The organism is Arthrobacter crusticola, from assembly GCF_004357995.1.
GTDB lineage: Bacteria > Actinomycetota > Actinomycetes > Actinomycetales > Micrococcaceae > Arthrobacter_D > Arthrobacter_D crusticola.
The window spans coordinates 433,893-455,051 of record NZ_SMTK01000004.1 but is presented as its reverse complement, the minus strand read 5'-3'; the positions used below and the strand labels follow the sequence as shown (position 1 = coordinate 455,051).

Here is a 21,159-nt window from a genome sequence, read left to right as displayed (position 1 = left end):
GGCTCATGAAGCGTGCCTCCTTAGCTCAGTCGGTAGAGCGTCTCACTCGTAATGAGAAGGTCGCCAGTTCGACTCTGGCAGGAGGCTCCACCGGAACCCCGCGCTTCGACGAAGCCGCGGGGTTTTCTGTATCCGCTCCTGTGATCACGCCCTCAGGGAAACGTCTTTACGCCCAATGGCGTTGGAGGGATCATCGACTGCGGGAGCTGATGTGGAAAAGATTCGAAACACCATCGACGGCGCGGCGCTGAGCGCCGCCCAGTTCCTCAGCGCCAAGGCGTCCGACCCGATTTCCCTGGGCGACGTCGCCGACCACGTCGGGTACAGCCCGTCCCACCTCGTGCGCCTCTTCGAATCCGTCGTGGGAATGCCGCCCGGACGTTATCTGGCCCACCTGCGCTTCGAACGCGCCAAGACCCTGCTGCTCACCAGCGGAGAGCCGGTACGCGACATCTGCTTCGAGGTCGGCTTCACCTCGCTGGGAACCTTCAGCCGGCGTTTCGCCGAGGGCGTCGGGTACAGTCCCGGCCGCTTCCGGGTGCTGCCCCACATCCTCGCGGACCATCCACCGCGTCCGCTCCACCTGCCCACCGGACTTACCAGCGGAGGAACCATCTCCGGGGTGGCCGTCCTGAGCCGCGCGGCCAGGGATGCCGTCGGGCCCAACCCCGCCCTGTACGTGGGGCTGTTCACCACGCCCTCCGCGAAGGGCCGGCCCGTAACCAGTTCGCTGCTCGACGGCGTCGATACCTTCGCGTTCGTCAACGTCCCACCGGGGCGGTTCTGGGTGCTCGCCTCGGCCCTGCCGGGTGCGGCCGAGCCGCTGCGGCAGTTGGTACCGGTGCGCAGCGTGTACGGCAGGACGATGCGGCCGATCCTTGTGGGGCGGGGCGCACCGCACCACCATGTCGGCATCGAACTGGAGCCGGCCGAGGAATGGCAGCTGCCGGTGCTCCTCGCCGTGCCGGCGCTCGCCTCGGCCGGGACCTGACGCAGCCCCGGCCGGGGCGAGCGGGCCTCAGCTCATCGCAGGCCCGGCCTGACCCGAGTGCATCAGGTCGCCGAGGAATTCATGGCACTTCTTCGCACGCTCGGAATCCTGCGCCATGACCTGCTCGAAGAACCCGGCGATGTCCTCCCGTCCGGCATTCCGGGCATCGCGCACGTACTGCCCATAGTCGTGTCCGGCCTTGAGCGAGTGATACTGCAGCGAGATGAGGTCGAAGGAAACGTCGTCGAATCCGGTTTCGCCAGTAGCCATCATGCACCTCCATAGTTGGGGACTACAGGTGGTGTCAGGTTAGGACCGCTCCCGAAGGCGGGCAACGCGAAATTCGCTCTCCCCTTCCGCTCGCAAACCGGCATCACCTCTGGTAGCAAAACGGCACTCGGACGCCCTACGGTTCCAAACGCAGGAAGGCCACCCGGCGGACCGGGTGGCCTTCCTGCGAGGGACAGCGTCCCTTCCTGCGGCTTAGCGGACGGAGCTGCGCGCGGGCCCCGCCCACGCGCGGCGCCTTGCGGGAATCAGGCGAAATCCGCCGTCGCGGGGTCGGCGCCGATGCGGCCGGCCTCGCCCTTGTCGAGCGCCGAGATGGCCTCGATATCCTCGTCGGCGAGCTGCACGTCGAGTGCTGCCCAGTTCTCCTCGATGCGGGACTCGGTGACCGTCTTGGGGATCACGACATTGCCGAGGGCGAGGTGCCATCCCAGCACAACCTGGCCCGGGGTCGCGCCGCGCTTGGCGGCGATGTCCTTGAGCACCGGATCCTCGAGGAGTCCCTTGCCGGAACCGAGGGGCGAGTAGGCCTCGTGGAGGATGCCCTTCTCAGCGTGGAAGGCCCGCAGTTCGGGCTGGCTGAAGTAGGGGTGGGACTCGACCTGGTTGATGACAGGCACAACGCCGGTCTCGTCGATGATCTCCTGGAGCGCCTCGATGGTGAAGTTGGAGACGCCGATGCTGCGGACGCGCCCCTGCTTCTGCAGCTCGATGAGCGCCTTCCAGGTGTCGAGGTACTTGCCCTGCTTCGGCTGGAGCCAGTGGATCAGGTACAGATCGAGGGTCTCGAGACCCAGCTTCTCCATTGACTTATCGAACGCCGCAAGGGTGCTTTCGTAACCCTGGTCGGAGTTCCAGAGCTTGGTCGTGATGAACAGATCCTCGGCGGGGATACCCGAGGCCGCGATCGCGCGTCCTACCCCGGCCTCGTTCCCGTAGATCTTGGCGGTGTCGATATGGCGGTAGCCGGCCTGGAATGCCTGGCCCACCACCTTCTCGGCCGTGTCGTCTTCAACCTGCCACACGCCAAAGCCGAGCTGGGGGATCGAGAGTCCGTCGTTGAATTTCAGTTCTGGTGATGTAGTCATAGGGACTTAACTAATCACATCCGGCATCTATTTCACAACGTCAATCTTCAGCACCCTTAGCACCTGCAGGTGCCCTAGCCAGGAAGCTCGCGTTCGGCTTCGAGCACATCCTCAACCACAAGTTCGGCCCGCCGCCGGACGTTATCGAGCCCGGCCGAGGCCACGCCCCACCGCTCCCCGTCAAGGCGCGTCATAGCCGCCGCCTCCGCCGTCGTGGCGAGGGTGTTGCCGGCGCGGGACAGGGCCCGATGGACCGAGATGACGGCGCCGGGGATGTCGAGGCCCTCGCTGGGCCACTGCGCCTGGGCTCTGGCGCAGACGGCGCGCACCCGCGGGAGCAGTTCCCCCAGTTGGTTGGCGACGGCGACCAGTTCGTTGTACACGTCGTCGTCCTCGACCCCCTCAAGGATCTGGTGGTACCGGTCGAGGCCGCGGCGGAACCGGTCGTGGGCGCGGCGCCACACTCCGTTCCCCAGGTCGGCGTCATCCTTGCGGCCCTGCCGGGCCGCAGAAAACAATCCCATCGGTCGCTAGAGGTACTGGCCGGGCCCGCGGTGTTCCGGGTCCGTCGGCGCCTGCTTGCCGGGGGCCCGCACGGGCTCCCCGTCCTCCCCGACGACGACGCCGGGGGCGATCACGGTACCGGGCGGAAGCTGGCGGAGCTGGAGCTTGGCGGCAAGCTGCTGGTTGGCCATCTGCTGGGCCGCAAGGGCCGCCTGAATACCGTGGAAGAGCCCCTCGAGCCAGCCGACGAGCTGCGCCTGGGCCACCCGCAGCTCTGCGTCCGTGGGGACGGAATTCTCCTCAAAGGGCAGGTTGATGCGGTGGAGTTCCTGCACCAACTCAGGGGCAAGGCCATCCTCGAGTTCCTTGACCGAACGCTCGTGAATTTCCGCGAGGCGGGTGCGGCCGGCGTCATCGAGCGGTGCGGAGCGCACCTCCTCAAGCAGTTGCTTCAGCATCGTCCCAATGCGCATGACCTTGGCCGGCTGGTCGACGAGGTCGGCGAGCGATGCCCGGCCCGAACCCAGCGTGTCCGCGTCGGACTTCCCCACACCGGGCACGGGCGGCGGCGCGGCGGGCGCGTTGGCGGGCGGGTTCCCGGGGGAGGGTACGGACCCGGGGATGGGTACGCCGGATGAGGAACTGCCTGGCTGCTGTTCGGTCATGAGTTTATGTTCTCACGGGCGGCCGGAGGGGTGCTGGTGACGCTCCGCCAACGCCGCGTTGGGCGATCTCCAAAAAGGACCGGCCGGAGATGTCCCCCCAAGGGCATCTCCGGCCGGTCCGGTCGGTGGGGCGCGTAAGAGCACCCTTCGGTGGGGCGCCTAGCAGCAGCGCCCTTCAGGGTTGGCGTCCTGGCGGTCCGTCCGGTCCCGCCAGAATTGCCGCTCGGTCATGGGTGGCTCGGAGCAGTGCGACGCCTCGTGGTGCTCAAGGTAGGCCGCGTAGGCGTTCTCGCCCATCACGCCCTTGAAGAACCACGCCACCCCGCGTGCCGCGTCCCGCGCCCTGCCGAGGGCAGTTCCGGTGTTCATCAGTGACCGGACCTTGCCGGACGCTTGGCCGGCCCGAGCGCGTTCCACTGCGCCTCAAGCTCCTTCTCGGGCGGGGTCGGGATGAGCCCGGCCGGCGCGTAGATGCGTGAGGGCACCGGCGCGTCCTCGGTCTCGTCGCCCCCGCCGTTGCGGTAGGCCCTGATCGTGGCGAGGATCGCCGTGATGATCACGATGATCGCCAGCGTCACGAAGACGATGGACAGGGTGCCCTGGATGAAGGTGTTGGTCACCACCTTCTCCATGGCCTCAACCGTCGGGGCGTTGCCGAAGCTCTCCTCACCGGCGGCGAGGGCGTCCTTGAACGCGTTGTGCTGCGCCCAGTAGCCGATGGCGGGCACCGGCGAGAAGATCTTCAGGAACGACGCCGAAATGGTGACCACGGCGGCGAATGCCAGCGGAAGCGCGGGGATCCACAGGTACTTGAAGGCCCCCTTCTTCGCGCAGATCGCCATGCACACCGCGAGCGCGATGGCGGCCAACAGCTGGTTGGCGATGCCGAACAGCGGGAACAGTGTGTTGATGCCGCCGAGCGGGTCGGTGACGCCCATGATGAGGATCGCACCCCAGCCGGCAACCATGATTGCGGTGCAGAGCCAGGCCCCGACCCGCCACGAGGTGTCGCGGAAGCGCGGGATGAAGTTGCCGATGCTGTCCTGGAGCATGAACCGGGCAACGCGGGTGCCGGCGTCGACGGCGGTCAGGATGAACAGCGCCTCGAACATGATGGCGAAGTGGTACCAGAACGCCATCGCGCCACCGCCGCCGAAGAGGCCCTGCATTATCTGGGCGATGCCGACGGCGAGGGTCGGCGCTCCGCCGGTGCGCGAGACGATCGATTCCTCACCGACGTTGCCGGCCAGCGAGGTCAGCGCGTCGGGGGTGAGGTTCACGCCGGTCAGCCCGAGGCCGTTGACGAAGGCGACGGCGCCCTCGACCGTTCCGCCGGTGGCCGCCGCCGAGGAGTTCATGGCGAAGTAGATGCCCCGGTCGATCGAGAGCGCTGCGACGAGCGCCATGATCGCGACGAAGGACTCCATCAGCATGCCGCCGTACCCGATGAAGCGGGCCTGGCGTTCCTTCTCGATCAGTTTCGGCGTCGTCCCCGACGAGATCAGGGCGTGGAAGCCCGAGAGCGCGCCGCAGGCGATGGTGACGAACAGGAAGGGGAAGAGCGGGCCGGGGACCACCGGACCTGTGCCCGTTGCGGCGAACTCGCTGATGGCGGGAACGCTGATCTCGGGGCGGGTGATGATGATGGCCACGGCCAGCAGCACGATCGTGCCGATCTTCATGAAGGTCGACAGGTAGTCACGCGGTGCGAGGAGCAGCCAGACCGGCAGGACCGCGGCGATGAAGCCGTAGATGATGATGCCCCACGCGATGGTGACGCGGTCGAGGGTGAAGAGCGCAACGCCCCATTCCGTCTCGGCGATCCAGCCGCCGGCGACGATGGCGAGCATCAGGAGGGCGAACCCGATCAGGGAGACCTCGGTGACCTTGCCCGGCCGCAGGAAGCGCAGGTAGACGCCCATGAACAGCGCGATGGGGATGGTCATGGAGACCGAGAAGACGCCCCAGGGGCTCTCGCCCAGGGCGTTCACGACGACCAGGGCGAGGATGGCGACGATGATGATCATGATGGTCAGGGTCGCGAGCAGCGCTGCCGTACCGCCGATGACGCCGAGTTCCTCGCGGGCCATCTGGCCCAGGGAGCGGCCGCCGCGGCGCATTGAGAAGAACATGACGAGGTAGTCCTGCACCGCGCCGGCGAGGATTACTCCGACGATGATCCACAGCGTGCCGGGCAGGTAGCCCATCTGGGCGGCGAGGACCGGGCCGACGAGCGGGCCGGCGCCGGCGATTGCCGCGAAGTGGTGTCCGTAGAGGACGCGGCGGTCGGTGGCCACGTAGTCCTTGCCGTCCGCCTTGTACTCGGCGGGGGTGGCGCGGCGGTCATCGGGCTGCAGCAGTTTGCGCTCGATGAACTTGGAGTAGAACCGGTAGGCGATGAAGTAGGTGCTGACCGCCGCGAAGACGAACCAGATGGCGTTGACGGTTTCGCCGCGGACGATGGCCAGCATGATCCAGGCGATGCCGCCCAGCAGGGCGATGCCCAGCCAGAGCGCGATTTTCGCCGGCGTCCACCGGCGGTCCTCCGCGTCAGCCACGGCCGCGTCGATCGCGGTGGGCGGAAGATCGGGGTCGGTCTCGAGCACGCCTTTGTGCCCGTGCGCCCCGTTGTGCTTCTCACTCATGATGCTCCCTTGGAATACGAGTGGTGTGATGCACACGAAGGTAGCAACCTACTGAGGTGCACGTCACATCTCAAGGCGCCGACGGGGCTCTCGTCGCCGAAGGGCACCGCCGGTGCGGTGAGCGGTCCGGCCTCAGCGGCCGTCGTTGTCCCGGGCGTTCGATCCTTCGCTCAGGCTGGCATGGGTATGCGTGCGGGGGTCCTCGCCCTCATTGGCGGTATCTTGCGGGCCGCTGTCGATGCCGTCGGGCACCTGGTCCGCAAGGTTTTGGGTGAAGCTGTCGGCGGCCTGCGCCAGGCCGCTCTTGTCCTTTTCGCCCGCGTCGTCGTTGGCACTGGCTGTCATGGTGTTCCTCCTCGGTCCGGTTGGACGCCTCAAGATTCGCACATCCGCCGCGCCGAAGGAAGCATGCTTATCATCCCGGTGGAGGTTGACTAGACCGTCAGGAGGATCTTGCCCGTGTGCTCCCCCGAATCGAAGTACTCATGGGCGGCGGCGGCTCCGGCGAGGGGGAAGGTGCGGCCCACCAGGGGCCGTACGCGTCCGGCTGCGACCAGCGGCCAGACCTCCCGTTCCACGGCGGCCATGATCTCCGCCTTCTGCTTCGGCGGCCGGGCCCGCAGGGTGGATCCGGCGATGCTGGCCCGCTTCGTCATCAGGGCGCCCAGGTTCACCTCGGCCGTCGCGCCGCCCTGCAGTCCGATCACCACCAGGCGGCCGCCGACGGCGAGCGCCTGGATGTTCCGGTCAAGGTACTTTGCCCCAACGACGTCGAGGATCACGTCGGCGCCCGTGCCTCCGGTCGCCGCCCGGACCTCTTCGACGAAGTCCTGCTCGCGGTAGTTCATGGCGGCGGCGCCCAGGGACGCCGCCAGCCGCAGCTTGTCCGGCGACCCCGCGGTCACCAGCGGCACGGCACCGAAGGCCCGGGCGAGCTGGATGGCCATCGTGCCGATGCCGCCGGCGCCGCCGTGGACCAGCACGGTCTCCCCGCGTTGCAGCCCGGCGGTCATGAACAGGTTTGAGTACACCGTCGCGGCGGTCTCCGGAAGGGCGGCGGCCTCAACCAGCCCCACGCCGTCCGGCGCCCTCAGGACCTGCCCGGCGGGCACAGCGACCTTCTCCGCGTAGCCTCCTCCGGAGAGCAGTGCCACCACCTCGGTGCCGGCCGCGAGGGCGGAGCCATTCGGGTCGGAAATCCTGCCGGAAACCTCGAGGCCGGGGTATTCGGAGGCACCGAGCGGCGGCGGGTAGACCCCGCGGCGCTGCTGCACATCGGCCCGGTTCAGGCCGGCGGCGACGACGTCGATCAGCACCTCGCCGGGCTTGGGCGCAGGGTCCGGAACGTCCCGCAGTTCGAGCATTTCCGGTCCTCCGGGACCGCGGATGACGACTGCTTTCACGGGCGTTCTCCGTTCGATTTGGGATTTGGGTGGGGCAGGTTCCCATGAAACACTACTCAGTGGGGAAGGTTGTCCGAGCGGCCGAAGGAGCTGGTCTTGAAAACCAGTGGGCGGTTACCCCGTCTCAAGGGTTCGAATCCCTTACCTTCCGCTCCCTGAAGGAACGGCCCCGGCAGCAGCCGGGGCCGTTCCTTTTTTCGTGGGGCGGACCCCTTCTTGTGGCTCGGGCTCCGCCGAAACCGCGGCTTCCCGCCCTTTGCCCACCCCATAGCGTGGCGAGCTGCCAACTCGACGCGGGGCAGTCGGTGTCGCACCCCTTACCCGCTCCCGCCTTCCCGCCGGAACTGCAGCTAACCACCCTCTGCCCGCCCCATAGCGTGGTGAGCTGCGCCCTCGACGCGCCGGGAGAGCGTGCACTGTCAAGACGGTCCGCGAAAAGTCCAGTAATTGCTGCCCCGCCGCTTCTCCGGATGTCATCTCCTGTTCATCCTTGGCTGGTTGGATTGTTACTAGTCACGTATGTCACAGGTGACCCATACTGTCTAAGCCATCACCAAACCGCCGTCCGGACCATCAGTGCGGGCCCGCGGGCTCACCGGCTGAACACCAGCCAGTCTCAAGGAGAGTTCTACCGAATGATCAATTCGCCATGGAAAGGCGCGCTGTGCTCGGTGCTGACGGTGGGACTGCTCGCCGCGCCCGCAGCAGCACTCCCGGCAAGCGCCGAGGAAACGACGCCGGCCAGCACCGGCGGCGTCGTCATCAACGAAGCGTATGTGACCGGCGGCAGCACCGGCGCGCCGTACGTCAACAAGTTCGTTGAGCTGTACAACCCCACCGATACCCCCGTCACCGTCGACGGGTGGTCCCTGCAGTACCGGTCCGCGACCGGCACCTCCGCTCCCACCGGCATCACTCCGCTGACAGGCACCATCCCCGCCCGGGGGCACTTCCTGGTGCAGGGCTCGAGCAACGGAACGGCCGGCCAGACCCTCCCCGCTCCGGACGTCAAGGGCGCGATCAACGCCAGCGGGAGCTCCGGAACTATCCTCCTGGCCCGCCAGGCCACCGCCGTGAACCCGTTGCCCACCGACTCCGTCGTCGGCCACGCCGCCGTGGTCGACCTGCTGGGCTACGGGACCTCCAACACCTTCGAGAGCGCCCGGGCGACCGGCCCGGGCGGCGGGCAGAGCTCGATGAACCGCACCAACGGCGCCGACACCAACAGCAACGCCGCCGACTTCGCCCTCGCCACGGCGGTGACGCCCACCAACTCCACCGGGACGCCGACGCCGCCTCCCGTGGAGCCGCCCGTTGAACCTCCGGTTCCGGGGCAGGTCGTCCCCATCCGCGAGATCCAGGGCACCGGCACCGAGACCCCGCTCAAGGGAACCACGGTGACGACCCGCGGCAGGGTCACCGCCGCCTACCCCACCGGCGGCCTCGCCGGCTTCTACCTGCAGACCGCGGGAACGTCAGCGGCCGAGGGGCAGAACGCCTCGGACGCCATCTTCGTCTACTCCCCCGCCACCGTGGGCTCCATTGCCGCCGGCGACTTCGTCGAGGTCACCGGAACGGCCGGCGAGTTCTTCGGCCTGACCCAGCTCACCGTCGCGGCCGGCGGAACCACCAAGCTCGCCGAACCGGCCGAGGAAGTCAAGGCCGCGGCCCTGCCGCTGCCCGCCACCGACGCGGCACGCGAGGCCTACGAGGGCATGCTCTTCCAGCCTGCCGGCGACTTCACGGTCACCGACAACTACGCGCTCAACCAGTACGGCGAAATCACCCTCGCCGCCGGCACCACGCCGCTGCTGCAGCCCACCGAAGCCGCGGCACCGGGAACCCCGGAAAACGCTGCCGTCGCCGCGGACAACGCCGCCCGCCGGATCGCACTCGACGACGGCGCAACGACCAACTTCTTCAACGACGCCAACCGGGGCAAGCCGCTTCCCTACCTCACCGTGGACCAGCCGGTCCGGGTGACCTCGAACGCCAAGTTCACCTCGCCCGTCGTACTCGACTACCGCAACACCGCCTGGAAGTTCCAGCCGCTCACCGAGCTGACGCCCGCCAACCCCGGCGCCGTCCAGCCGGTGGCCTTCAGCGGCGAGCGCCCGGCGAGCCCGAAGGACGTCGGGGGCTCGCTGAAGCTCGCGTCGTTCAACGTGCTCAACTACTTCTCCACCACAGGGGACCAGGTCGCCGGCTGCACGTTCAACAACGACCGTCAGGGCAACCCCATTACGGTGCGCGGCGGCTGTGACGTGCGCGGCGCGGCGAACGCCGAGAACTTCGAGCGCCAGGAGGCCAAGATCGTCAAGGCGATCACCGGTCTTGGCGCCGACGTCGTGAGCCTGGCCGAGGTGGAGAACTCCGCCAAGTTCGGCAAGGACCGCGACAGCGCCCTCGCGACGCTGACCGCGGCCCTGAACGAACAGACGCCGGGAGTCTGGGACTACGTCCGCTCCCCCGCGGCGCTGCCGGCGCTGGAGAACGAGGACGTCATCCGCACCGCCTTCATCTACAAGAAGGCTGCCGCCAAGCCCATTGGCGACTCGGTCATCCTCGATGACAACACCGTTTTCGGGAACGCCCGCAAGCCCCTCGCGCAGGCCTTCGAGACCGTCGACGGCGGTGAGGAGAGCCGCTTCATCGCCATCATGAATCACTTCAAGTCCAAGGGCTCGGGCCCGCGCACCGGAGAGAACGCCGACTCCGGTGACGGCCAAGGCGCCTGGAACGCCGCCCGCGTCCTCCAGGCCCGTGCCCTCGTCGAATTCGCCGACCGGCTCAAGGCCGAGGCCGGCACCGACAAGGTCTTCCTGACCGGTGACTTCAACTCCTACTCCGCCGAGGACCCGATGCGGGTCCTCTACGACGCCGGATACGTCAACCAGGGCACCAAGACCGGCGGTCACTCGTATGTGTTCGGCGGACTGGTCGGCTCGCTTGACCACATCCTCGCCTCCCCGGCCGCCGACGCCACCGTCGCCGGAGTGGACACCTGGAACATCAACGCCGTCGAATCCGTCGCGCTTGAGTACAGCCGCTACAACAACAACGTCACCGACTACTACGCACCCGACCCCTACCGCTCCAGCGACCACGACCCTGTGATCGTCGGAATGAACCTGGGCGACGGCACGAGCGAACTGAACCTGCTCAACATCAACGATTTCCACGGGCGCATCGACGCCAACACCGTGCGCTTCGCCGGCACCGTCGAGAAACTGAAGGCATCCTTCCCCGAAGGCAGCTCGGCGTTCCTCTCGGCCGGAGACAACATCGGCGCGTCGCTGTTCGCATCGTCGCTTCAGCAGGACAAGCCGACCCTGGATGTCCTGAACGCCCTCGACCTGCGCACCTCCGCCGTCGGCAACCACGAGTTCGACGGCGGCCTGCAGGACCTTCTCGGTCGGGTCGACGACGCGGCGGACTTCCCGTACCTCGGCGCGAATGTCTACGCCAAGGGAACCCAGGACCCGGTGCTGGACGAGTACACCCTGCTCGAGCTCGACGGCGTCGACGTCGCCGTCATTGGGGCGGTCACCGAGTCCACGGCCACCCTGGTGAGCCCGGGCGGCATCGCCGACATCGAGTTCGGTGATCCGGTGGAGGCGGTCAACCGCGTCGCCAAGGAGATCGAGGCACAGGACCTGGCCGACGTCATCATCGCCGAGTACCACGACGGCGCCGGGGACGGCGTCGTCGAGGGCGGAACCATCGAGGAGGAGGTCGCGGCCGGCGGTGCCTTCGCCGACATCGTCACCCTCACAACCCCGCTTGTCGACGCGATCTACACTGGGCACACCCACAAGCAGTACGCGTGGGACGCCCCGATTCCGGGTGCCGAGGGCAAGACCCGTCCCATCCTGCAGACCGGGTCCTACGGCGAGTTCATCGGTCAGATCACCCTGACCGTCGACACCGCGACCGGCGACGTCGAGTCGTACACGGCCCGCAACGTCGCCCGCACCACGGAGGCCAACGACACCCTCGTCACCACCTACCCGCGGGTCGCCGAGGTCAAGCGCATCGTGGATGCGGCCCTGGCCCAGGCGTCCGTCATCGGCAGCCAGCCGGTGGCATCGGTGACCGCTGACATCACCACCGCCTTCATCGGGACCACCCGCGACGACCGTTCCTCGGAATCCACGCTGGGCAACCTCGTCGCTGACTCCCTCAAGGCCAGCCTCTCCGCCCCCGAGCGGGGCGGCGCCGAGATCGGCATCTCGAATCCCGGCGGACTGCGCAACGAGCTGTACTACGGTGCCGACGGCGTCATCACCTACGCCGAGGCCAACGCGGTGCTGCCGTTCGTGAACAACCTCTGGACCACCACGCTGACGGGGGCGCAGCTCACCGCGCTGCTCGAACAGCAGTGGCAGCCCGAGGGCAGTTCACGGTCGTTCCTCGCCCTGGGCCTGTCGGACAACGTGAGCTACACCTACGACCCGGCCCGCGAGCGCGGCTCACGGATCACCTCGGTAACCGTGAACGGGGAGCCTCTCGACCCGGCCCGCGGCTACCGGATCGGCACGTTCAGCTTCCTGGCGCAGGGCGGCGACAACTTCGCCGCCTTCACCCAGGGCACCGACGTGCGTGACTCGGGGCTGGTCGACCGCGACGCGTGGATCTCCTACTTGAAGGCCAACAGCCCGCTGTCGCCGTCCTTCGACCGCCGCGGGGTGCTCGTGCAGAACGCGCCGACGACGGTGCAGGCCGGCGGGCAGGCCTCGTTCACCGTTTCGAAGCTCGACCTGACCTCGCTCGGAAGCCCGGCGAACACCTCGCTCAACGCGGCGTATGTCGGGGCGGACGGCGTCCGGGTCGACCTCGGGAACACCCCGGTCACCGCCGGGTCGGCAGCCGTCACCGTCACCATCCCGACGTCGGCGAACGGCCCGGGCCGGATCGTCCTCACCGCCGCCGAATCGAAGACTACGGTGACGCTGTTCGTCACGGCCGAACCCGTGGTCGTCGAGAAACCGGTGTGCGGCAAGGGCAACGGGCCCAAGGCCGACAAGCCGGTCAAGGGCGACGACAAGGCCGGCAGCAAGAAGTGCACCCCTCCCGGTCACAGCTGACGGTTCCAGCCCTAACGTAAACCTCCGGGCCTGTGCGGTAATCCGCACAGGCCCGGAGTTGTTTAAGGGGCGGGCACCGCCGTCGGGCTCCTCGCACCACCGCCGAAACTGCAACTCACTACCCTTTGGGCGGCGCGCAGCGTGGTTATCTGCACACTCGGCGGGAGAAGCAACTCCGCCGTCACGTCTGGATCCATCGAAACTGCAGCTAACCACCCCTTGGGCGGCGCGGAGCGTGGTTAGCTGCACACTCGACGAGAAGGAAGGCGCCGCCCGCGGTGTCCTCTCCGGCGCCGCGGGCACGGCACCGCCGAAACTGCAGCTCACTACCCTTTGGGCGGCGCGCAGCGTGGTGAGCTGCACACTCGGCGGGGAGGAGGGCGGCTTGGAGCGTGGTTATCTGCACACTCGGCGGGATGAAGAGCGGGCGGGGTCAGGCGCGGGAATCCGCCGTCTGGAGGTCCGGGGAATCCCGGAAGGAGGCGATTAGCGCCTCCGCAATCGCATCGGCGTCCAGCAGAGTGCGTGCTCCGGCATTGAGGGAGGCCCCGGCCTCGGCCGCGATCGCCGTGCCCCACTGCACCGAGGCGAGCTGCAGCCCGCACACATACAGCCCGGGTTGTGCTTCACCCGTGCCGCTCAGTGGCCGGTAAGGAGGCAGCGTCACGTCCAGTCCGGCCGATACGACGGGCACCCCGTCCTCGACCATCCGCAGGCGGGGACGCACCACGCCCTCCTCGAGCATCTGCCGCATCAGCACGGACAAGCTCGTCGACACCTGGTTCGCCGGCATCATCGCCTCGACCAGGTACCCCGCGGTGAATCCCGGGTCACCGACCCACGGCGAGGAGGCCCGGAAAACCCCGTCGTCGGGATCGAGGACGAACTGTGGGTTGGGCCCGACGAACCGCACCAGGTCCGCCCGGACCAGGGCGGCGAGCTGCGCGATGCGAAGCGGCGGCGGCCCACTGGCAAGGCCCTCAACGAGCGGCTCGAACCAGCCGCGCAGCTCGGCGTACCAGCCCGAATCGGTGAGCCCGCCGTCGGCGACGACCTGCTTGATCACGGTCCGGCCGGCGTTCATCGCCCCGATCGCCATTTTGAGCGGATCGTCCTCCCCGCGGGCGGATCCGGCTGCGTCCTCATCGAGGTACTCCAGCACCGCCTCGGTCAGGGCGGCACTGTCGGCGAAGCGCCGGCCGGCGAACGGCTGCGCCAGGGCCTCGACGTTCAGTTGCAGCTCCTCCGGCACGTTCCGGTCAAGGAACTCCTGAAGTGCGGGCAGCCACCCGGGACCGGCGATATCCAGGGCGGTCCGCAGCTCCTCCAGCGCGGCATCGGCTGGGCGGAGGAAGGCGTCGGGCCGGACGCGGGCGAGAGTCCGGTAGTACGCCGCGAGGACATCGCGGTGCAGCAGCGGCCAGACGTCATGGTCGAAACCGGGCTGGATGCCGGCCTCCGCGAAGGCGCCGAGGGTCTCGACGGTGCAGTAGGAAAGGCTGATACCCCGGGGGATGTAGCTCGTAATGGCGGCCTTCGCCCGGTAGGGGACCCCGCGGCGGGAGGCCGCAATCAGCACCGGTTCGCGCCCCGACGGCGTGTAGGTGAGCCGGCCGCTGCCGTCGTCGGTGAACCGGCCGCCGCGGCCTTGGGTCAGCTGGATCATGACGTCGAAGAAGTTGAGCCCCAACCCCCGGACGAGAACGTTCTTACCCGCGGGCAGCCGTTTCCAGTCAAGATCTCCCGGCACGGCGGGCGGCCAGTACTGAAGCCCGAACCGCGCCGCACCGTCCTGCAGCACGCCCTGCTCGGGGTTGAGGCGCGCGGGAAGGTGCCCGAGGGCGAGAACGACGCCGTCGACGCCGAGGACCTCTCCCCCGTCGAGCTGAAGCTCCCACCGGGCACCGGCACGGCGGAGCGACAGCGCCTCCCGCCGGTGGTGGATCACAGTCACGCCCTCTCCGGGGTCGGCGGTCAGCGCCGCGTAGACCCAGGCGAGGTAGCGCCCGTACAGTGCGCGGCTGGGGAACCCGGCGCTGCCGACGCGCGCGGCTTCGGCGGTCTCCTCCGGGGTCAGGCCCTCCACGCCGCCGGACGCGGCCAGCCTGCGCCAGGAGTCGAAGCCGACCGGCACGGGCGACGTCGGAACCTCCGCCGCCGCCTCGCCGACCGGCACCACCGTGGGAAAAAGGGAAGGTGTGTTCATGAGGAACAGCCGTGACTGATCGGTGCGCCACACGTGCCCCGGCCCCGGGTCGAACGGGTCAACAATGTGGATGGTGAGGGGGTCCTGGGGGCCCGCGAAGGCCTTCCGGTGCGCTATCAGGCGCTCCAGGACGGAGGTGCCGCGGGGCCCGCCACCGATAACGGCAACTTCCGCGCCCTCCATGCTGATCATTGCCCAAGCCTATCGAACCGGCCGGGTGGTCCCGGCCGGGCCACCCCGCCACCCGTCGGGGATGGCACTGCTTAGGATGGCATCATGAACAGCGCACACGAGCAGATCACCGCCGACGACGAGTTCCTGTGGCTCGAGGACATCTACGGCGAACGCCCGCTCGAGTGGGTGCGGTCACAGAACGCTGTCACCGAGGAAGTGCTCATCGATCCGGGTTTCCTCACGCTTGAGGGCGGAGTGCTGGAGGTCCTCGACTCCACCGACCGGATCCCGATGGTGGCCAAGCGCGGCACCCACTACTACAACTTTTGGCGCGATGCCGCCCACCCCAAGGGCCTGTGGCGGCGCACCAGCTGGGAGAGCTACACCACGGAGGACCCCGAGTGGGAGATCCTGCTCGACGTCGATGCCCTGAGCGCGTCCGAGGGGACCGAGTGGGTGTGGGGCGGGGCCCTCTTCCTGCGGCCCCCGGAGGGACAGGAGTACACCCGCGCGCTGGTCGTGCTCTCCCCCGACGGCGGCGACGCCGCCCGCTACCGGGAGTACGACGTCACCACCCGGTCCTTCATCGAGGGCGGCTTCGACATCCCCACGGCGAAGAGCCGGATCAGCTGGGCCGGCCCGGATGCGCTGTACGTCGGCACGGACTTTGGTCCGGGCTCCATGACGTCGAGTTCCTACCCGCGCACCGTGCGCACCCTCACCCGCGGCCAAGACCTCTCCGACGCCGAGCTCTACTTCGAGATTCCCGCTGAGCACATGATGGCGGTCGTGGTCCACGATTCGACGCCCGGGTTCGAGCGGGACATCGCCATGGACACCATCGACTTCTACTCCCACCGCACCTCCATCCGGCGCGGCGGTGACTGGGTCCAGCTTGACCTGCCCGACGACGTCAACGTCTCGCTCCACCGTGAATGGATGGTGCTGCGGCCGCGGACCGACTGGACAGTCGCCGGCACCACGTTCCCGGCCGGGTCGCTGCTCGTCATCGGCCTCGAGGACTTCCTCGCCGGCGACCGGGCGCTGCGGGTGCTCTTCACGCCCGACGCCTCCACATCGCTGCAGTCCTGGAGCTGGACCCGGAACTACCTCCTGCTGAACCTGCTCCGCGATGTCTCCTCGGAGATCCTGATCCTGAACCCGGCCGACGGGTGGTCCACGGAGTCCCTCGACGCCCCTGCCCTCCACACGGTCGACGCCTACGCCGTCGACGACGAGGACGAGGAGGCAGGCGACGACTACTGGCTGGTCTCGACCGGTTTCCTCACCCCCTCGACCCTGAGCCGCGGCACCATCGGCTCGGGCCACCGGCCGGTGAAGGCCACCCCGTCCTTCTTCGACGAGGACGCGTACGCCGTGGAGCAGCACTTCGCGCTGTCCGCGGACGGCACGAAGGTCCCCTACTTCCAGGTCGCGGCGAAGGACCTGGTGCTCGACGGCGCCAACCCGACCCTCCTGTCCGGCTACGGGGGCTTCGAGCACGCCCTGACCCCTGCCTACAGCGGGGTCATCGGCAGGGGCTGGCTTGAGCGCCGCACGCCGGAGGGCCGTGCCGGGGTGTACGTGCTGGCGAACATCCGCGGCGGCGGCGAGTACGGCCCCGGCTGGCATGCCGCAGCGCTGCGGGAGAACCGGCACCGCGCCTACGAGGACTTCGCTGCCATCGCCCGCGACCTGGTGGAGCGCGGCGTCACCGTCCCGGCGCTGCTCGGCTGCACCGGCCGCAGCAACGGCGGCTTGCTGGTGGGCAATATGCTCACCAGCTACCCGGAACTGTTCGGCGCGATCTCGTGCGGCGTGCCGCTGCTGGACATGCGCCGCTACACCAAGCTCTCCGCCGGGTACTCCTGGATCGCCGAGTACGGCGACCCGGACCGGCCCGAGGAGTGGGAGTTCATCCGCTCCTTCTCCCCTTACCACCTGCTGCGCGAGGGTGTGGACTACCCGAAGACCCTGATCTGGACCGCAACGAGCGACGACCGGGTGGGACCGGTGCAGGCCCGGAAGATGGCGGCACGCATGGAGGCCCTGGGCCTGAAGGACGTCTGGTTCCACGAGGCGCTCGAGGGCGGGCACGCCGGGGCCTCCGACAACCGGCAGGCCGCCCGCATGCACGTGATGAGCTACGAGTTCCTGTGGAAGGCGCTGACCGGTTCCCTGTAGCAGGGAGCCGGGGCGGCCGTCCGTCGGCCGCGCCATCCGGGCGGGGTGGGACTGTTTTGCTTGTGGCTGCCCCTTCTGGGTAACCTTGGGTGGCTAGCAATAGCCGCTGGAGACGTGCCAGAGCGGCCGAATGGGCTTCACTGCTAATGAAGTGTGGGCCTAAAGCCTACCGGGGGTTCAAATCCCCCCGTCTCCGCACTCCACGCAAAAGACCCCCTGGAAACAGGGGGTCTTTTGCGTTCCCGGCCGGATCAGGCGCGCAGCGCCAGCGCGAACGGCAGCACCGCTTCCGCACCGGCCTGCCTTAAGGCCCGTCCGGCCACGGTGAGGGTCCACCGGCTGTCCGCCAGATCGTCGACCAGCAGCACCGGCCCGGGATTCGCGGCGAACCAGGCCGGCCCTTCGGCGGGCACCTGGAAGCGGTCCCACACCGAGGCGAGCCGGAAGGCGCTGTTCCCGCCGGGCCCACCCTCGGGCCAGCCGTTGGGCGTGCCGAGCGTGCCCAGGTAGGGGATCCGGCCGACCCCGGCGAGGGCCTGGGCGAGGGATCCGATCAGCTGGTGGTGCCGCCGGGAGGGCATGGCGACGACGGCCACGGGCCGGGCCTCCCAGTTCCACTGGGCAAGGACCTTGATGCACGCTTCGATGACGCCGGGCTCCAGCGGGGCATCCGGGGTGGTGTCCGCAAGCAGGGTGCGCAGCTGGGTTCCCCAGCCGAGGTCGGTCATGCGCGCCAGCGACCTGCCCGGGGCACTGACCTCGTCGGGCTTGAGCTTGCCCTTCACCGGCACGCCGAGCTTGTCCATACCCGAGGGCCACTGCCCGCGGGGTTCGAGCTCCACCCCGACCCTGCTCAGGGCCTGGGCAGCGTTATCGGAGGCGTCATGGTTCACTTCGTCGGAGTACCACCGGCCGGCGCAGTTGTCGCAGCGCCCGCAGGGAGCGGCCGTCGGGTCGTCGAGGGCGTGGGCGAGGAACTCCATCCGGCAGCCGGAGGTGTTCTCATAGTCGAGCATCGAGCGCTGCTCCGCGACGCGCGCCTGCTGGATGCGGGTGTAGCGGTCGGCGTCGTAGCCCCAGGGCTGCCCGGTGCTCTCCCATCCGCCGGTGACCTTGCGGACCGCTCCGTCGACGTCGAGCACCTTCAGCAGCAGCTCCAGCGGTGACCGTTTGAGGTTGACCCGCGCCTCAAGCGCTGGCGTGGACAGCACGGTGCCCGGCTCCAGGGCGGCAAGGACGCGCTGGGCGGCATGCTCGGAGGGCATCGAAGCGGTGGCGAAATACTCCCAGATGTCGCGGTCCTCGGGCCCGGGCAGCAGCAGCACATCCGCGCTCGGGGTGCCGCGCCCGGCGCGGCCCACCTGCTGGTAGTACGCAACCGGCGAGGAAGGCGCACCGAGGTGGACGACGAATCCGAGGTCGGGCTTGTCGAAACCCATCCCGAGTGCACTGGTGGCGATCAGCGCCTTGACCTCGTTGTTCTTCAGGGCCGCCTCGGCCGCCTCCCGGTCCGCCGGGTCGGTGCGGCCCGTGTAGGCCCGCACGGGGTGGCCGTTCTCCCGCAGCAGGCGGGCGGTGTCCTCGGCCGCCGAAACGGTGAGGGTGTAGATGATGCCACTGCCGGGCAGGTCGCCGAGGTGGGTGAGCAGCCAGGCCAGGCGGGAGCGGGGGCTTGGCAGGCGCAGCACGCCCAGCCGCAGGGAATCCCGGGAGAGCCTGCCGCGCAGGGTGAAGACCTCGGTGCCGCCGGTGCCCAGCTGCTCCTCGACGTCGTGCACCACCCGGGTGTTCGCGGTGGCCGTGGTGGCAAGCACCGGCACTCCCTGCGGGAGGGTTCCGATGAGATCGCGCAGGCGGCGGTAGTCGGGCCGGAAGTCGTGGCCCCAGTCCGAGATGCAGTGGGCCTCGTCGATCACCAGGAGCCCGGTTCGCCGGATCAGTTCGGGAAGCTGCCGTTCCCGGAAGGCGGGGTTGTTCAGCCGCTCGGGTGAGACGAGCAGGACGTCGACCTGGTTCGCCTCGAGGCGGGCCGTCACCTCCTGCCACTCCGTCTGGTTGGCCGAGTTGATCGCCTCGGCACGGACGCCGGCCCGGGCTGCGGCGGCCACCTGGTCGCGCATCAGGGCGAGCAGCGGGGACACGATGAGTGTGGGCCCGGCGCCGCGCGAGCGCAGCAGCAGGCTCGCGACGAAGTAAACGGCGGACTTGCCCCAGCCGGTGCGCTGGACCACGAGGGCGCGACGGCCGCCCTCGACCAGCGCCTGGATCGCCTCGAACTGCCCGTCGTGGAAGCGGGCGTCCTCACGGCCCACGAGGGTGCGGAGGATTGCTGTCGCCTGGTCATACAGGGTGATCGTGTCGGCCATGGGCCAAGTATTCCAGCCGCCACCCCCGGAAAAGGACCGGCGGCGGGTATCTGCACAACCCTGATAGCGGGCGGCGGGCCAGCCGATAGACTTCGGGCGTGAACACTTCCTCGGATCTCTCAGCGTCCTTCAAGGCCTACGACGTGCGCGGCATCGTCGGGGAGACGATCACCGTCGAGACGGTCACGGCGGTCGGTGCGGCCTTCGTGGATTCCCTCGGTCTCGCCGGACAGTCGATCCTCGTCGGCGGCGACATGCGGCCCTCCTCCCCCGAGTTCTGCAGCGCCTTCGCCAAGGGCGCCACCCGGCGCGGGGCCGACGTGCTGCTGCTTGACCTGATCTCCACGGACGAGCTGTACTTCGCCAGCGGGTTGCTCAACGCCGCCGGGGTGACCTTCACCGCAAGCCACAACCCCGCCCAGTACAACGGCATGAAGATGACCCGGCCGGGCGCCGTCCCCGTCTCCTCGGAGACCGGCCTGTACGACGTGCAGGCCCTCGCCGAGCAGTACCTCGACCGCGGCTTCATCCCGCCCGTCGACAAGCCGGGACAGATCGGGGTCCGCGACGTCCTTGAGGAGTACTCACGGTTCCTGCGCGCGCAGGTGGACCTCTCCGCCTCGCGTCCGCTCAAGGTGGTGGTCGACGCCGGCAACGGGATGGCCGGGCTGACCACCCCCGCCGTGCTCGGAGACAAGCTGCTGCCGGCCCTGCCGCTGGAGATCGTCCCGCTCTACTTCCAGCTCGACGGAACCTTCCCGAACCACCCCGCGAACCCGCTGGAACCGGAAAACCTGAGGGACCTGCAGGCCGCCGTCGTCGCGCACGGCGCCGACATCGGTCTCGCGTTCGACGGCGACGCCGACCGCTGCTTCGTCATCGACGAGAAGGGCGAGCCGGTCTCACCCAGCGCCATCACCGCGATGATCGCCCGGCGCGAGATCGCCCGTGCCCGGGCCAACGGCGAGGAAACTCCCGTCATCATCCACAACCTGATCACCTCGCGCGCCGTCCCGGAACTTGTCCTCCGGGAAGGCGGCCGCCCCGTCCGCACCCGGGTGGGCCACTCCTTCATTAAGGCGCTCATGGCCCAGGAGGGCGCGGTGTTCGGCGGGGAACATTCGGCCCACTACTACTTCCGCGACTTCTGGTTCGCCGACACCGGGATGCTTGCCGCAATGCACGTGCTGGCGGCCCTGGGCGAGCAGGACGGCCCGCTGTCCGAGCTGGGCCGCGAATACGAACCGTATTTCTCCACGGGCGAGGTCAACTCGAAGGTCGCCGACGTCCCCGCGGCCATCGCCCGCGTCCGCGCCGAATTCGAGAACGACGGCGTCACCGTCGACACCCTCGACGGCGTCACCTTCACCGCCTCCCACGGGAACTGGTGGTTCAACCTGCGCCCCTCGAACACCGAGCCCTATCTTCGGCTCAATGCCGAAGCCGTGGATCCCCAAACGCTCCACGATCTCGCCGACCGGGTCCTGGCCCTGGTCCGCCGCTGAACCGGCGGCAACCTGAAGCGGACGGCCCCTAGGCAGCCGCTTCACACCCCTGA

General features: G+C 68.8%; 14 protein-coding genes and 3 tRNA genes. 7 read left to right on the top strand and 10 right to left on the bottom strand.

Annotated features, from left to right (window positions below):
- Positions 1–14: 14 nt before the first annotated feature.
- Both E2F48_RS13855 and E2F48_RS13850 read left to right on the top strand, forming a co-directional pair.
- Positions 15–90: transfer RNA gene (locus E2F48_RS13855), tRNA-Thr, on the top strand.
- Positions 91–211: 121 nt separating this feature from the next.
- Positions 212–991 carry a helix-turn-helix transcriptional regulator gene (locus E2F48_RS13850; protein ID WP_165968771.1) on the top strand — a complete coding sequence of 260 codons (780 nt, stop codon included), beginning with the start codon at positions 212–214 and terminating at the stop codon, positions 989–991.
- A 27-nt stretch (positions 992–1,018) separates the two neighbouring features.
- On the opposite strand, the gene E2F48_RS13845 is transcribed toward E2F48_RS13850, so the two are convergent.
- From E2F48_RS13845 to E2F48_RS13810, 8 genes are all read right to left on the bottom strand, one after another.
- A complete protein-coding gene (locus E2F48_RS13845; RefSeq protein ID WP_133404533.1) occupies positions 1,019–1,261 on the bottom strand; it encodes an acyl carrier protein in 243 nt (80 codons plus the stop codon).
- 266 nt (positions 1,262–1,527) lie between these two features.
- Positions 1,528–2,367 carry an aldo/keto reductase gene (locus E2F48_RS13840; protein WP_133404532.1) on the bottom strand — a complete coding sequence of 280 codons (840 nt, stop codon included), beginning with the start codon at positions 2,365–2,367 and terminating at the stop codon, positions 1,528–1,530.
- A 74-nt stretch (positions 2,368–2,441) separates the two neighbouring features.
- Positions 2,442–2,891 (bottom strand): hypothetical protein, encoded by a 450-nt coding sequence (locus tag E2F48_RS13835; RefSeq protein ID WP_133404531.1) that lies wholly within the window; start codon positions 2,889–2,891, stop codon positions 2,442–2,444.
- 6 nt (positions 2,892–2,897) lie between these two features.
- Positions 2,898–3,536, bottom strand: coding sequence for a bacterial proteasome activator family protein (locus E2F48_RS13830; protein WP_133404530.1), 639 nt, complete (start codon positions 3,534–3,536; stop codon positions 2,898–2,900).
- A 159-nt stretch (positions 3,537–3,695) separates the two neighbouring features.
- On the bottom strand, positions 3,696–3,905 hold the full coding sequence (locus tag E2F48_RS13825) for a YbdD/YjiX family protein (protein ID WP_133404529.1): 210 nt from the start codon (positions 3,903–3,905) through the stop codon (positions 3,696–3,698).
- Positions 3,905–6,181, bottom strand: coding sequence for a carbon starvation CstA family protein (locus E2F48_RS13820; RefSeq protein WP_133404528.1), 2,277 nt, complete (start codon positions 6,179–6,181; stop codon positions 3,905–3,907). The genes E2F48_RS13825 and E2F48_RS13820 overlap by 1 nt, the downstream gene beginning before the upstream one ends.
- 132 nt (positions 6,182–6,313) lie before the next feature.
- A complete protein-coding gene (locus tag E2F48_RS13815; protein ID WP_133404527.1) occupies positions 6,314–6,526 on the bottom strand; it encodes a hypothetical protein in 213 nt (70 codons plus the stop codon).
- 89 nt (positions 6,527–6,615) lie between these two features.
- Positions 6,616–7,584, bottom strand: coding sequence for an NAD(P)H-quinone oxidoreductase (locus E2F48_RS13810; protein WP_133404526.1), 969 nt, complete (start codon positions 7,582–7,584; stop codon positions 6,616–6,618).
- Between the two features lie 63 nt (positions 7,585–7,647).
- Here E2F48_RS13810 and E2F48_RS13805 point away from each other — a divergent pair.
- Positions 7,648–7,735, top strand: a tRNA-Ser gene (locus tag E2F48_RS13805).
- 484 nt (positions 7,736–8,219) lie between these two features.
- A complete protein-coding gene (locus tag E2F48_RS13800) occupies positions 8,220–12,671 on the top strand; it encodes an ExeM/NucH family extracellular endonuclease (protein WP_133404525.1) in 4,452 nt (1,483 codons plus the stop codon).
- Positions 12,672–13,104: 433 nt separating this feature from the next.
- Here the strand turns inward: E2F48_RS13800 and E2F48_RS13795 are convergent, their stop codons facing one another.
- Positions 13,105–15,069, bottom strand: coding sequence for an FAD/NAD(P)-binding protein (locus E2F48_RS13795; RefSeq protein WP_133404524.1), 1,965 nt, complete (start codon positions 15,067–15,069; stop codon positions 13,105–13,107).
- Between the two features lie 84 nt (positions 15,070–15,153).
- On the opposite strand from E2F48_RS13795, the gene E2F48_RS13790 reads away from it, so the two are divergent.
- Positions 15,154–17,235, top strand: coding sequence for a prolyl oligopeptidase family serine peptidase (locus tag E2F48_RS13790; RefSeq protein ID WP_133404523.1), 2,082 nt, complete (start codon positions 15,154–15,156; stop codon positions 17,233–17,235).
- A gap of 108 nt (positions 17,236–17,343) precedes the next feature.
- Positions 17,344–17,431, top strand: a tRNA-Ser gene (locus tag E2F48_RS13785).
- 55 nt (positions 17,432–17,486) lie between these two features.
- On the opposite strand, the gene E2F48_RS13780 is transcribed toward E2F48_RS13785, so the two are convergent.
- Positions 17,487–19,601 (bottom strand): RecQ family ATP-dependent DNA helicase, encoded by a 2,115-nt coding sequence (locus E2F48_RS13780; RefSeq protein ID WP_133404522.1) that lies wholly within the window; start codon positions 19,599–19,601, stop codon positions 17,487–17,489.
- Positions 19,602–19,699: 98 nt separating this feature from the next.
- Here E2F48_RS13780 and E2F48_RS13775 point away from each other — a divergent pair, with 98 nt between their 5' ends.
- Positions 19,700–21,106 (top strand): phosphomannomutase/phosphoglucomutase, encoded by a 1,407-nt coding sequence (locus tag E2F48_RS13775; RefSeq protein ID WP_133404521.1) that lies wholly within the window; start codon positions 19,700–19,702, stop codon positions 21,104–21,106.
- The last annotated feature ends 53 nt before the right edge of the window (positions 21,107–21,159 follow it).